This is a genomic window from Variovorax sp. PAMC 28711 (genome assembly GCF_001577265.1).
Classification (GTDB): domain Bacteria; phylum Pseudomonadota; class Gammaproteobacteria; order Burkholderiales; family Burkholderiaceae_C; genus Variovorax.
This window is the reverse complement of the sequence record NZ_CP014517.1, coordinates 3358957-3372365: the sequence shown is the minus strand read 5'-3', so window position 1 is coordinate 3372365 and position 13409 is coordinate 3358957. Positions and strand designations below refer to the sequence as shown.

Annotated in this window: 8 protein-coding genes and 1 pseudogene; 6 read left to right on the top strand and 3 right to left on the bottom strand. The window is 65.6% G+C overall.

The features are described from left to right. Positions 1–58 precede the first annotated feature (58 nt). On the top strand, positions 59–1498 hold the full coding sequence (gnd, locus tag AX767_RS16250; protein ID WP_068632275.1) for a decarboxylating NADP(+)-dependent phosphogluconate dehydrogenase: 1440 nt from the start codon (positions 59–61) through the stop codon (positions 1496–1498). Here the strand turns inward: gnd and AX767_RS16245 are convergent. The 3 genes from AX767_RS16245 to AX767_RS16235 all read right to left on the bottom strand — a co-directional run bounded on the left by AX767_RS16245 (position 1488) and on the right by AX767_RS16235 (position 3831). After that, a complete protein-coding gene (locus AX767_RS16245) occupies positions 1488–1997 on the bottom strand; it encodes a gluconokinase (RefSeq protein ID WP_068632274.1) in 510 nt (169 codons plus the stop codon). The genes gnd and AX767_RS16245 overlap by 11 nt on opposite strands. Positions 1998–2006: 9 nt before the next feature. After that, positions 2007–3095 (bottom strand): PA0069 family radical SAM protein, encoded by a 1089-nt coding sequence (locus AX767_RS16240; RefSeq protein ID WP_068632273.1) that lies wholly within the window; start codon positions 3093–3095, stop codon positions 2007–2009. 79 nt (positions 3096–3174) lie between these two features. Then, positions 3175–3831 (bottom strand): glutathione S-transferase, encoded by a 657-nt coding sequence (locus tag AX767_RS16235; RefSeq protein WP_068632272.1) that lies wholly within the window; start codon positions 3829–3831, stop codon positions 3175–3177. 99 nt (positions 3832–3930) lie between these two features. Between AX767_RS16235 and AX767_RS16230 the strand changes: the two genes are divergently transcribed. From AX767_RS16230 to AX767_RS16210, 5 genes and pseudogenes are all read left to right on the top strand, one after another. After that, the gene (locus AX767_RS16230) at positions 3931–5148 is read left to right on the top strand and encodes a polyhydroxyalkanoate depolymerase (RefSeq protein WP_068633776.1); all 1218 of its coding nucleotides are present in this window, start codon (positions 3931–3933) and stop codon (positions 5146–5148) included. Positions 5149–5355: 207 nt separating this feature from the next. Further along, positions 5356–7184: pseudogene (gene glgB, locus AX767_RS16225) on the top strand (1,4-alpha-glucan branching protein GlgB). Next, positions 7177–9219: an alpha-1,4-glucan--maltose-1-phosphate maltosyltransferase gene (locus tag AX767_RS16220; protein WP_068632271.1), complete on the top strand. Its 2043-nt coding sequence runs from the start codon at positions 7177–7179 to the stop codon at positions 9217–9219. The pseudogene glgB and the gene AX767_RS16220 overlap by 8 nt, the downstream one beginning before the upstream one ends. A 13-nt stretch (positions 9220–9232) precedes the next feature. Continuing rightward, positions 9233–12586 carry a maltose alpha-D-glucosyltransferase gene (gene treS / locus AX767_RS16215; protein ID WP_068632270.1) on the top strand — a complete coding sequence of 1118 codons (3354 nt, stop codon included), beginning with the start codon at positions 9233–9235 and terminating at the stop codon, positions 12584–12586. After that, positions 12583–13407 carry a mechanosensitive ion channel family protein gene (locus AX767_RS16210; RefSeq protein ID WP_082755039.1) on the top strand — a complete coding sequence of 275 codons (825 nt, stop codon included), beginning with the start codon at positions 12583–12585 and terminating at the stop codon, positions 13405–13407. The genes treS and AX767_RS16210 overlap by 4 nt, the downstream gene beginning before the upstream one ends. Positions 13408–13409 lie beyond the last annotated feature (2 nt).

Below are 13409 nucleotides of genomic sequence, written 5' to 3'. Positions count from 1 at the left end.
GCAGAATGTCCGGCTGAGTTCCACCCCGAGCGCCGCAGCGCTCCGCACGAAAGACACCATGAGCACCACCCCCTCCAGCGACAAGAAGAGCGACTTCGGACTGATCGGCCTCGCCGTGATGGGCCAAAACCTGGTGCTGAACGTGGAAAGCCGCGGCTTCCAGGTCAGCGTGTTCAACCGCACCACCGACAAGACCGACGAGTTCGTCGCGAAGAACAAGGGCAAGAAGATCCAGGGCTACGACACGCTCGAAGCCTTCGTGCAGAGCCTGGCGCTGCCCCGCAAGATCCAGATCATGGTGAAGGCTGGCGCGCCGGTCGATCAGGTGATCGAGCAGCTCATCCCGTTGCTCGACAAGGACGACATCGTCATCGACGGCGGCAACAGCCTCTACACCGACACCGAGCGCCGCGACGCGTACCTGCAGACCAAGGGTCTGCGCTTCATCGGTGCGGGCGTGTCGGGCGGCGAGGAAGGTGCGCGCAAGGGTCCGTCGATCATGCCGGGCGGCCCGGCCTCGACCTGGGAAGTGATGAAGCCGATCTTCGAGGCGATCGCCGCCAAGGTCGACGGCCAGCCCTGCGTGATCCACATCGGCCCGGGCGGCGCGGGCCACTACGTGAAGATGATCCACAACGGCATCGAGTACGGCGACATGCAGCTGATCTGCGAGGCCTACAGCCTGTTCAAGGCCGCGGGCTTCAGCACCGACGAGATGGCCGCCATCTTCAACGAGTGGAACGAAGGCGACCTGCAGAGCTACCTGATCCAGATCACTGGCAAGGCGCTGGAGCAGAAAGACCCCGAGACCGGCAAGCCGCTCGTCGACATGATCCTCGACAAGGCCGGCCAGAAGGGCACCGGCCAGTGGACGCTGATCAACGCGGCCGAGCAGGCGGTGGTCATCAGCACCATCAACGCCGCGGTCGAAGCGCGCGTGCTGTCGTCGCAGAAGAAGCAGCGCGTGGTCGCGAGCCAGCAGCTGCAGGGCCCGAAGCCTGACCTGAGCGCGGCGAAGAAGGATCTGGTCGCCAAGGTGCACGACGCGCTCTACGCCTCCAAGGTGATCAGCTACACGCAGGGCTTCGACCTCATCAAGACGATGGGCGAGAAAAAGCAATGGGGCCTGGACTTCGGCGGCATCGCGTCGATCTGGCGCGGCGGCTGCATCATCCGCGCGCGCTTCCTGAACCGCATCACCGACGCCTACCGCACCGACCCCGCGCTGGTGAACCTGATGCTCGCGCCTTTCTTCAAGGACCTGCTCAACAGCACGCAGCAGAACTGGCGCGAAGTGGTGGCGCTGGCGGTGAGCAACGGCATCCCGGTGCCGGCCTTCAGCGCATCGCTCGCCTACTACGACAGCTACCGATCGGAGCGCCTGCCCGCGAACCTCTTGCAGGCGCAGCGCGACTTCTTCGGTGCCCACACGTACGAGCGCATCGACAAGCCCGAAGGCCAGTTCTTCCACACCGAATGGCCTGAAGTCATCGGCTGACCGGGCCTTCGACGACCCAGGCACACACTTCGGCAACCAAGTGCGCCAGCGGCCCGGTCGCGTCCACGGTGAACACGCCCGCTTCACTGACCGGCGATTCAAGCGTCGCGAACTGATTGGCGACCAGGCTCGCCGGGAACATGTGCTCGGTGCGGGCGGACACGCGACGCTGCGCCTCTTCGGGCGTGAGCGCCATGAAGACGAAGCGCAAGCCGGGCACGGCTGCGCGAAGGCGCTCTCGGTAGACGCGCTTCAGCGCCGAGCAGGCGAGCACTGCGCCTCGAGGATGCGCCGCGAGCTGTCGGCCCAATGTGTCGAGCCAGCCGGCGCGGTCTTCGTCGGTGAGCGGCGTGCCGGCGCTCATCTTCGCAACGTTGGCGGGCGAATGAAAGTCGTCGCCTTCGATCATCGGCAGCGTCACCGCGTCGGCCACCGCTGCGCCGAGCGTGGACTTGCCACAGCCTGACACCCCCATCACCACAATCCATTCAGCTTGCATCGGTCGACTTTAAAACAGACTTCCCTGCCCCGCCACGCCCGGTGGACGAAAGGCCGAAAGGTCGAGCGCGACGCGCTCCCGCTTGAATCCGATGCGGTTCGTCGCCTTCTCGAAACGTTGGCGAATCAGGTCGGCCCACAGGCCGCTGCCCTTCATGCGCGTCGCAAAATCGGCGTCGTAGTCCTTGCCGCCACGCATCTCCCGAATGCGCGCCAGGATGCGGCCCGCGCGCTCGGGGTAGTGCACCTCGAGCCATTGCCTGAACAGCGGCGCCACCTCCCACGGCAGGCGCACCACCGTGTAGAACGCGCTGCGCGCCCCGGCGTCCCACGCGGCTTCGAGCACCTGTTCCATGTCTTCGTTGACGAAAGGAATCTGCGGCGCGACGCTCACGCCGACCGGCACGCCCGCCTCGGCCAGCGTGCGGATCGTGCGCAGCCGCCGGTGCGGCGCGGCCGCGCGCGGCTCCAGCTTGCGGGAGAGCTCGCCGTCGAGCGTGGTCACGGTGATGTAGACGGCCGCCAGCCGGTCGGCCGCCATCGGCGCGATCAGGTCGAGGTCGTGCTCGACCGCGCTCGACTTCGTGACGATGGAGAACGGGTGCCGCGCTTCGTTGAAGACTTCAATCACCGAGCGCGTCAGGCGCAGTTCGCGCTCGAGCGGCTGGTAGCAATCGGTCGCGGTGCCGACTGCGATGTAGTTCGGCTGATAGCGCTTGCAGCCGAGCTCGGCGCGCAGCACTTCGGCGATGTTGCGCTTGGCGATCAGCTTCGTTTCGAAATCGAGCCCCGGCGAGAGATTGAGGTAGCTGTGCGTCGGCCGGGCGAAGCAGTAGATGCAGCCGTGCTCGCACCCGCGGTACGGGTTGAGCGAGCGATCGAACGGAATGTCGGGCGAGTCGTTGTCGTTGATGGCCGACTTGCAATCCTCGAAACGCACCTCGGTCGCGATCGCGGCAGGCGGCGCGCCATGTTCTTCTTCGAGCGTGCCCCAGCCGTCATCCCAGGCCTCGCGCACGTCGCGCTCGAAACGGTGCGCCAGGCGCGTGGCCGCGCCGCGGCCCTTGAGGGCGGTGAGGGGAATGAAGGCTTCGGACATGGCGGCGGTACTGTATGAATGAACAGTATGCCCGCCAATCCGGCGCGGCGCCAGCGCGGGGCGCGTCTGGCCCTCGAACTCAGAACTCGGCGTCGAGCTCGTCGATTTCTTCGGGCTCCGCCTTGGCCGCAGCCACCCACTCCTTCATGGCCGGCAGTTCCATCACGCGCTTGCAGTACGACGTGCAGGCGCTGTCGAGCGGCACGTCGTAGCTCAGGAAGCGCGTGACGACCGGCGCATACATCGCGTCGGCGATGCACGGCTGCTTGCCGAACAGGAACGGGCCGCCGTAAGCCTTGAAGCACTCGCGCCAGATCGCGATCACGCGGTCGATGTCGGTTTGCGCGCGCGACCACACCTTGAAGCCCTTGAAGTGGGCCTTGATGTTCATCGGCAACGCGCCGCGCATCGATGCGAAGCCGGAGTGCATTTCGCCGCAGATGGCGCGGCAGTGCGCGCGCGCCTTGGCATCGGCCGGCAGCAAGCCGGCCTTGGGCTTGATCTCGTTGAGGTACTCGCCGATGGCCAACGTGTCCCACACCTTCACGGTGCCGTGCTGCAGCGACGGCACAAGCATCGAAGAAGACAGCAGCAGCATCTCGGCCTTCATGGCCGGATCGTCGGGCGGGATGATGGTCTCGCTGAAGTCGAGCCCGGCGAACCGGCACATGAGCCAGCCGCGAAGCGACCACGCGCCGTAGTTCTTGCTGCTGAGGGTGAGAACGGGTTTGGCCACTGTGATGCTCCTTGACACGGCTGCCGGTCGGCACCCTGACGAGTGCAAGGCCCATGCCACATGCGGCCGTTGGCCCGCAACTTGCCTGCGCTCCTGCCCATGCTGTACCGGGCCTACCAAACACAAGCCGACTTGATGTCTCCACTGCGGCTCGGCGCGCAGTTCATGGGGGCCGCACTCTGGAGCGACGGGACCGACCGCACCGCCGCGCGCCAGATGTCGGCGCGCATGGAGGTGTTCTCGCGCATGCGCGTCACGCATTCGCGGCCGCCGTGGGACATCCGGTCGGTGCTCGTCGAAGGCAAGGAAGTCGCGGTGCACGAAGAGGTCAAGCAGGTCGCGACCTTCGGCACGCTGCTGCGTTTTTGCAAAGACACGAAGGCCGTGCACCCGCCGGTGCTGCTGGTCGCACCACTATCGGGCCATTTCGCCACGCTGTTGCGCGAAACGGTGCGCACGCTGCTGCGCGACCACGATGTCTACATCACGGATTGGCACAACGCGCGCGACGTGCCGCTCTATCACGGCGGCTTTGGCCTCGACGAATACACGCTGCAGCTCGTCGCCTTCATGGAGGCGATCGGCCCCGGCGCGCACATGCTCGCCGTGTGTCAGCCTTGCGTCGCGGCGCTCGCCGCCACGGCGCTCATGGCCGAAGACGACAACCCGGCCGCGCCGCTGAGCCTCACGCTCATGGCCGGCCCGGTCGATTGCCGCATCAACCCGACCGGCGTGAACACGCTCGCCACGAGCAAGCCAATCGAGTGGTTCAAGAACAATCTGATCAGCCGCGTGCCGTTCCCGCACGCGGGCATGATGCGCCGCGTGTATCCCGGCTTCCTGCAGCTCTCGGCCTTCATGAGCATGAACCCGGAGCGGCACAAGGAACAGTTCAAGAAGCTCTACGAACACCTGGTCGAAGGCGACATCGAGAAAGCGGACACCATCCGCAATTTCTACGACGAATACCTCGCTGTGAACGACCTGCCGGCCGAGTTCTACCTGGAGACTGTGGAGCGCGTGTTCCAGACCTACGACCTGCCGCGCGGCGCGCTCACCGTGGGCGACCGCACGGTGAACCCGGCCGCCATCCGCAAGACGGCACTGCTCACCGTCGAAGGCGAGCGCGACGACATCTGCGCGGTCGGCCAGACCGTGGCGGCGCAAGAGCTCTGCCCCAACATCCGGCCCTACCTCAAGGCGCACCACCTTCAGGCCGGCGTCGGGCACTACGGCACCTTCAGCGGCAGCAAGTGGAACACGCAGATTTATCCGCGGGTGCGCGAGACGATTTACGCGGCGGCCGAGCTGCACTGACACGGTCAGGGCGCGCGTAGTAGCGGTTGTCCGACAGGGCAAGGCGCCGATGACGGCTCGCCGCGCGAGGGCTTCGCGCGGTCCAATGAGATGGTCTTTCCGGAACACCGGAACAGGCAACTCAGGAGGAAATCACCCGTGCAGATCGAACATCGCCCCCTCACCGGGCAGGACAGCTGGCTGTTCAGCGAAGGCACCCACTCCCGCATGCACGAGTCGCTCGGCTGCCATCTGAGTGCGGACGGCAATGGCGCCACATTTGCCGTGTGGGCCCCAACGCGCAGGCCGTCTCCGTCATCGCCGATTGGAACGGCTGGGACGACCGCACCCTGCGTTTGACCGCGCGCAGCGACGGCAGCGGCATCTGGGAAGGCTCGACACCGGATGCACGGCGCGGCCAGGTCTACAAGTACCGCATCTTTTCGCAGCACGGCGGCTACGTCGTCGACAAGGCCGACCCGTTCGCGTTCTACGCAGAACAGGCACCCGCCACAGGCTCTCGCGTGTGGTCGCTCGAAAACGAATGGCACGACGCCGACTGGATGGCGTCGCGCGGCCCGAAGAACGCGCTCGGCGCGCCGATGTCCGTGTACGAAGTGCACCCGGGCTCGTGGCAACGACAGGACGGCGAAATGCTGAACTGGCGCGAGCTGGCGAGCCGGCTCGCGGACTACGTGGTGGACATGGGTTTCACCCACGTGGAACTGATGCCGGTGACCGAGCACCCGTTCTATGGTTCGTGGGGCTACCAGACCACTGGCTACTTCGCGCCGACCTCGCGCTACGGCACGCCGCAGGACTTCATGGCCTTCGTCGACCATTTGCACCAGCGCGGCATCGGTGTGTTGCTCGACTGGGTGCCCTCGCACTTTCCGACGGACCAGCACGGCCTGCACTTCTTCGACGGCACGCATCTCTTCGAGCATGCCGACCCGCGCCAGGGCTTCCATCCCGAATGGAACTCGAGCATCTTCAACTACGGCCGCAACGAAGTCCGCAGCTTTCTGATTTCGTCGGCCCTGTTCTGGCTGGATTACTACCACCTTGATGGCCTGCGCGTGGATGCGGTGGCCTCGATGCTCTACCTCGACTACGCGCGCAAGGACGGCGAGTGGATTCCGAACCGCCATGGCGGCCGGGAGAATCTGGAGGCGATCGAGTTCCTGCAGGACCTGAACCGCGCGGTGTACCGGGATCAGCCCGACACCGTGTCGATCGCGGAAGAGTCGACCGCGTGGCCGATGGTCTCGCGCCCGACCGACATGGGCGGCCTCGGCTTTGGCATGAAATGGAACATGGGCTGGATGCACGACACGCTCGCGTACTTCGCCAACGACCCGATCTACCGCAAGCACCACCATGGCCAGCTGACCTTCTCGCTGGTCTACGCCTTCAATGAAAACTTCGTGCTGCCGCTCTCGCACGACGAGGTGGTGCACGGCAAGGGTTCGCTCATCAACAAGATGCCGGGCGACAGCTGGCAGCAGTTCGCCAACCTGCGCACCTTGTTCGGGATGATGTGGACGCACCCCGGCAAGAAGCTGCTTTTCATGGGTTGCGAATTCGGCCAGCGGCGCGAATGGACTCACGATGGGGAACTGCAGTGGTGGGCCACGCAGGAGCCGGAGCACGCCGGTTTGCAAAGTTTCGTGCGCCAGCTCAACCGCGTCTACCGGGCCGAGCCGGCGCTGTATGAGCAGGACTTCTCGCCCGAGGGGTTCGAGTGGGTCAACGCCGACGACGCCGACGCGAGCGTGCTCATGTTCATGCGAAAACCGCTCGGCGGCGGCAGCCCCGTTCTGGTGGCTTGCAACCTGACACCGCAGCCGCGTACAAACTATGTCGTCGGCGTGCCCACCGGCGGCGTCTGGGAAGAGCTGCTCAACAGCGATGCCATCGAGTACGGCGGTGCGGGCTGGGGCAACATGGGCCGCGTGACCGCCGACCATGCATCCGCCAACGGCCGCCCGTATTCGCTGAACCTCACCTTGCCGCCACTTTCCATCCTGATCCTCAAGCCCTCTACCGATGCCTGAAACACAGACCCCCGTCCTGCTCACCGCTTCGCCGCCCGGCATGCCGCCGGACGGCCGCGTGCGCACCATCATCGATGCCGTGCTGCCGGTGGTCGATGCCGGCCGCTTCGCAGTCAAGCGCACGGCCGGCGAAACGCTGGCCGTGAAGGCGCACTGCTTCGCGGAAGGGCACGACGCCTTGCGCGTCATGCTGCGTTGGGGGCCCGAAGGCGATGTGTCGGCGCACGAGGTCGAGATGACGCTGCTCTACAACGACATCTGGGAGGCCGACTTCATGCCACCGGTGCCGGGCCGCTACGCGTACACCGTGGTGGCATGGGTCGACTCCTTCGCTTCCTGGCGACACGAGCTCGAACGCCGTGTCGATGAAGAAGACATCCGCGTCGCGGCGCAGGTCGGTGCACTGGAGATCGCCAGCGCCGCCGCGCGCGCCAAGGGCGCCGACCAGAAGACGTTGACCGCCTGGGCGCAGACGCTGGACCGCAGCGCTGCGGACCGCGGCATCGACGGCCCGACGCTCAAGGCGATGGCGCTCGACGACAAGCACGCGCTGGTCGCCGGGAAGTATCCGGACCGCCGGTTCGAAGCCCACTTCGCCGAGCTCCCGCTGATCGTCGACCGCGACCGCGCACGCTTCAGCAGCTGGTACGAACTCTTCCCGCGCTCCACCGGGGCGCCGGGCGTTCACGGCACGCTCCGCGATGTCGAGGCGCGCCTGCCGGCGATTGCCGCGATGGGTTTCGACGTGCTGTATTTCCCGCCGATCCATCCGGTCGGCCGCATCGACCGCAAGGGCAAGAACAACGCGCTGGTGACGGTGCCCGACGATGTCGGCAGCCCGTGGGCCATCGGTGCCGCAGAAGGCGGGCACAAGGACATCCTTCCCGCGCTCGGCACGCTCGCCGACTTCCGCCACCTGGTCGCCGCCGCGCAGGCTCATGGCCTGGAGATCGCACTCGACATCGCTTTTCAGTGCGCGCCCGACCATCCTTACGTGAAGGCCCATCCCGGCTGGTTCCGCTGGCGGCCGGACGGCAGCGTGCAGTACGCCGAGAACCCGCCCAAGAAGTACCAGGACATCTATCCGTTCAACTTCGAGTGCGACGACTGGCAGGGCCTGTGGATCGAGCTCAAGAGCGTCTTCGATCACTGGATTGCCGAGGGCGTGACGATCTTCCGGGTCGACAACCCGCACACCAAGGCGTTCCCGTTCTGGGAGTGGTGCATCACCGAGATCAAGCGCGAACATCCGGGCGTTATCTTCCTGGCCGAAGCGTTCACGCGGCCGAAGGTCATGCACCGGCTTGCCAAGGTCGGCTATTCGCAGTCGTACACCTACTTCACCTGGCGCAACACGAAGGCCGACCTGATCGAATACTTCACCGAGCTCTCGCAGGGCCCGGGCCATGAATATTTCAGGCCGAACGTGTGGCCTAACACACCCGACATCCTGCATTCGCAGCTGCAGAGCGGCGAGGCGGCGATGTTCCGGCTGCGGCTCGTGCTGGCCGCCACGCTGTCGGCCAATTACGGGATCTATGGCCCTGCCTACGAGCTGCTCGAGCATTTGCCGCGCAACCCCGGCAGCGAGGAATACCTCGACTCCGAGAAATACCAACTGCGCCACTGGGACCATGACCAGCCGAAAAGCATCGCGCCGCTGATCTCGCAGATCAACCGCATCCGCAAGGACCACGCCGCGTTGCAGTTCAACGGCGCGCTGCGCTTCCTGCCGGTTGAGAACGAGCAGCTGATCGCCTATGCCAAGTCGTCGCCCGACGGCCGCAACGTGATCGTCACCATCGTCAATCTCGATCCGCACAACCCGCAGGACGGTTGGGTCGAACTCGTGCCCGATTCGGTTGGCGTGGAGCCTGGCCACGACTTCCAGATGCACGACCTGCTGAGCGACGAGCGCTTCGTCTGGCAAGGCGACTATCACTACGTCCGGCTCGACCCGCAGCAAACCGCGGCCCACATCCTGCTCGTGCGACGCCGTGTGCGCGACGAGACCGACTTCGAACAATTCCTTTGAGGAATCGCTGCCCATGAATGCACCCGTCCCTGCCCTCGCCCTGCAGACACCCGATATCGACAGCACCGACGACGCGCAGTGGTACCGCGATGCGGTGATCTACCAGCTCAACGTCAAGGCCTTCTTCGACACCAACGAAGACGGCATGGGCGACTTCAAGGGCGTGACCGCCAAGCTGGACTACGTGAAGGACCTGGGCGTCAACACGATCTGGCTGATGCCGTTCTATCCGTCGCCGCTGCGTGACGACGGCTACGACATTTCGGGCTACGAAGACGTGCACCCGCAGTACGGCACGCTCGCCGACTTCAAGGAAATGCTGGACGAGGCGCACAAGCGCGGCCTGCGCGTCATCACCGAGCTGGTCATCAACCACACATCGGACGAGCACCCGTGGTTCCAGGCGGCGCGCACGTCGCCGCCGGGCTCGCCCGAGCGCGACTTCTACGTGTGGAGCGACACCGACCAGATCTACCAGGGCACGCGGATCATCTTCACCGATACCGAGAAGTCCAACTGGACCTGGGACCCGGTAGCCAAGCAGTTCTTCTGGCACCGCTTCTTCAGCCACCAGCCCGACCTGAATTTCGACAATCCCGCGGTCCTCGAAGCCATCTTCAAGACAATGCGTTTCTGGCTCGACCTGGGCGTCGACGGCTTCCGGCTCGACGCCATTCCGTACCTGGTTGAACGTGACGGCACCAGCAACGAAAACCTGCCCGAGACGCATGCGGTGATCAAGAAGATCCGCACCGTGATCGATGCCGAGTACAAGAACCGGTTTCTGCTGGCCGAGGCCAACATGTGGCCAGAGGACGTGCGCGAGTACTTCGGCAACGGCGACGAGTGCCACATGGCGTATCACTTCCCGCTGATGCCGCGCATGTACATGGCCATTGCGCAGGAAGACCGCGACCCGATCGTCGAAATTCTCCAGCAGACCCCCGACATTCCCGACGGCTGCCAGTGGGCGATCTTCCTGCGCAACCACGACGAGCTCACGCTCGAAATGGTGACCAGCAAGGAGCGCGACTACATGTACACCACGTACGCGGCCGACAAGCGCGCACGCATCAACCTGGGCATCCGCCGGCGCCTCTCGCCGCTAATGGACAACGACAAGGACCGCATCAAGCTCATGAACGGCATGCTGCTGTCGATGCCGGGCTCGCCCATCATCTACTACGGTGACGAGATCGGCATGGGCGACAACGTCTTCGTGGGCGACCGCAACGGCGTGCGCACCCCCATGCAGTGGACGCCCGACCGCAATGCCGGCTTCTCACGCGCCGACCCGCAGCGGCTGTACCTGCAGCCGATCATCGATCCGATGTACGGCTACGAGTCGGTCAACGTCGAGTCGCAGCTGCGCGACAACAGCTCGCTCTTGCACTGGACGCGCCGCATGCTGGCCGTGCGCAAGACCAGCAGCGCGTTCGGCCGCGGCAAGAAGATCTTCCTGCGCCCCGGCAACCGGAAGATCCTCGCGTACCTCAGCATCTTCGAAGACGACGTGATCCTCACCGTCTTCAACCTGTCGCGGGCGGCCCAGCCGGTGGAGCTTGATTTGGCGGCCTACAAGACGCGCGTGCCGGTCGAAATGCTCGGCCGCGCATCGTTCCCGCCGATCGGCGAGTTGCCGTACCTGCTGACCATGCCGTCGTATGGCTTCTACTGGTTCAACCTCACCACCGATGCGGCAATGCCGGTGTGGCACCAGGAAGAAGTGGGCCTGCGCGATCGGCCCACGCTGGTGCTGTTCGACAGCTGGGCGAGCTTCTTCCGCGACCGCGTGATGCCGTGGCGCATCGGCATGGCGGAGCGCCTGCGCGAGCAGGTGGAAACCGACGTACTGGCGCGCCACATCGAAGTGCAGCGCTGGTACGGCGCCAAGGGCAGCGCGATCACGCGCACCGCCATCGCCGAACACGCGGTGTGGGAGCAAGGCGCGTTGCGCTGGATGCTGCCCATCCTCGACGTGCAGGCCGGCGATAACAAGTCCACCTACTTCATGCCGCTCGCCCTCGCATGGGAAGACCATGACGAAGAACGCATGAAGCAGCTCGGCCAGGCCATCGTCGCCAAAGTCCGTCAGCAGGCCGAGGTCGGCTTGATGGCCGACGCGTTCTATGACGAGGCCTTCTGCCGGGCCGTCGTGCTCGGCATTGCGCAGGGACTCACCCTGCCGGCCGAGCGCGGCGAAATCCGCTTCACGTCCACCGGCGCGCTGGCCGACGTGACGCAGGAAGATGTCGATGCACTCGAAGTGAGTCGCCCGAGCGCGGCCAGCAGCAACACGGTGGTCACCCTGGGCGATCAACTCTTCCTGAAAGGCTATCGCCACATCCACCAGGGCATCAACCCCGAGCTCGACGTGGGCCGCTACCTCACGCAGGTGGCGCGCTTCGCTAACTGCGTGCCGGTGGCGGGCGCCATTGAATACCACGGTGCCGACGGCAGCGTCATGACACTGGCGTTGCTGCAGGCCTTCGTGCCGAACCAGGGCGACGCGTGGGAGTACACCCAGGCCTACCTGGACCGCTTCCTCTCCGAGCAAGCGGCGGCACCAGAAGGGTCCGCCGCACCGGACCATGGCGCCTTCCTCACGCTGATGCGCGTTCTCGGACAGCGCACGGCCGAGTTGCACCTTGCCTTTGCCGCGTCGAAGGGGGACCCGGCCTTCGACCCCGAACCGCTGTTGCCGGCCGACCGGCTCGCGCTGCGTTCGACCGCCGCCACCGAGGCGCGCAGCAGTTTCGCGATGTTGCGCGACCGGCTGGCAGGCCTGCCGGCCGAAGCCCAGCGCGACGGCGAGCGCCTGCTGGCGCAGGAAGCCCCAATGCTGCAGTCCATCGAGGCGTTCGACGCAGAAGCCACGCATGCCGCGGGCATCAAGTCGCGCTTCCACGGCGACTACCACCTGGGGCAAGTCCTGGTCTCGCGCAACGATTTCGTCATCATCGACTTCGAGGGCGAACCGGCGCGCGATTTCGAGCAGCGTCGTGCCAAGACGTCGCCGCTGCGCGACGTGGCGGGCATGTTGCGGTCCTTCAACTACGCGCGCTGGTCGGCGCTCAAGCGCGCGGCGCAGAACCCGGCCGAGCTGGCACGCCTCGATGCCGTGGCAGCCGAATGGGAGCGCGAGGTGCGCAGTGCGTTCCTCGGTGGCTACACAGACACGCTCGCCGCAGCCGGAGCGCCTGCGCCCGAAGCGGCTCTGCTCGCGCTCTTCGAGATCGACAAGGCGATGTACGAACTTCGCTATGAATTGAACAACCGCGTCGACTGGGTCCAGGTGCCCATGCAGGGGCTGCAGGCCCTCGCAGCCATGGTCGGCCCTGCCACTGCACGAGGAGAAGCTGCATGAACGATTTCAATTTCTACCTGGAACCGCTGCGCGGCATCCTCTACCAGATCGGGGCTTTCTTGCCGCGTCTGCTGATCGCCGCGCTGGTGGTGATCGTGGGCTGGTTGCTCGCCAAGGTGGTGAGCTTTGCGGTGACGCGATTCCTGCGCGCCATCAACTTCAACGTGCTGACCGAGCGCTCGGGCCTCGACAACTTCCTGAGACAAGGCGGGCTGCAGAAAAACACCGGCGACATCATCGGCGTGCTGGCGTACTGGCTGGTGGTGCTGGCCGCGCTGATCATCGCGTTCAACGGGCTCGGCCTCACCTACATCACCGACCTGCTCGGCCGCGTGGTGTGGTTCGTGCCGAACATCTTCGTGGCGCTGCTGGTGCTGGCCTTCGGCTCGTACTTCGCACGATTTGTTGGCGACGCGGTAGTCACCTATGCGCGCAACGTGAAGATGGCCGATGCCCGCTTCTTCGGCAAGCTGGCGCAGTACGCGATCATGATCTTCGTGGTGCTCATTGCGCTGGATCACATCAAGGTCGGCGGCGACATCGTGCGCGAGAGCTTCATCGTCATCCTGGCGGGCGTGGTGTTCGCACTGGCCCTCGCCTTCGGCCTCGCCGGCAAGGATTGGGCCGCCGACCGCATCGCCAAATGGTGGCCGCGGGACGGCTCGCAGCGCCCCGTCGCCCACGACAGCGACTTCGCCGATCTGGCCAACCCACCGACCACCGACTACGGCGATCTGGCCGAGCCGCCGACGACGCCGCCGCGCCCGCGCGGTCGCCCGCTGATGCCGAGCCGCCCGAGCAATCCGCCGCCGCCGCTGTGACC

Bases quoted from the DNA above. Each gene is read 5' to 3' on its own strand.
- AX767_RS16210 (WP_082755039.1), top strand. From the start codon at position 12,583: ATGAACGATTTCAATTTCTACCTGGAACCGCTGCGCGGCATCCTCTAC.
- AX767_RS16245 (WP_068632274.1), bottom strand. From the start codon at position 1,997: ATGCAAGCTGAATGGATTGTGGTGATGGGGGTGTCAGGCTGTGGCAAG.
- AX767_RS16230 (WP_068633776.1), top strand. From the start codon at position 3,931: ATGCTGTACCGGGCCTACCAAACACAAGCCGACTTGATGTCTCCACTG.
- AX767_RS16240 (WP_068632273.1), bottom strand. From the start codon at position 3,095: ATGTCCGAAGCCTTCATTCCCCTCACCGCCCTCAAGGGCCGCGGCGCG.
- treS (WP_068632270.1), top strand. From the start codon at position 9,233: ATGAATGCACCCGTCCCTGCCCTCGCCCTGCAGACACCCGATATCGAC.
- AX767_RS16220 (WP_068632271.1), top strand. From the start codon at position 7,177: ATGCCTGAAACACAGACCCCCGTCCTGCTCACCGCTTCGCCGCCCGGC.
- gnd (WP_068632275.1), top strand. From the start codon at position 59: ATGAGCACCACCCCCTCCAGCGACAAGAAGAGCGACTTCGGACTGATC.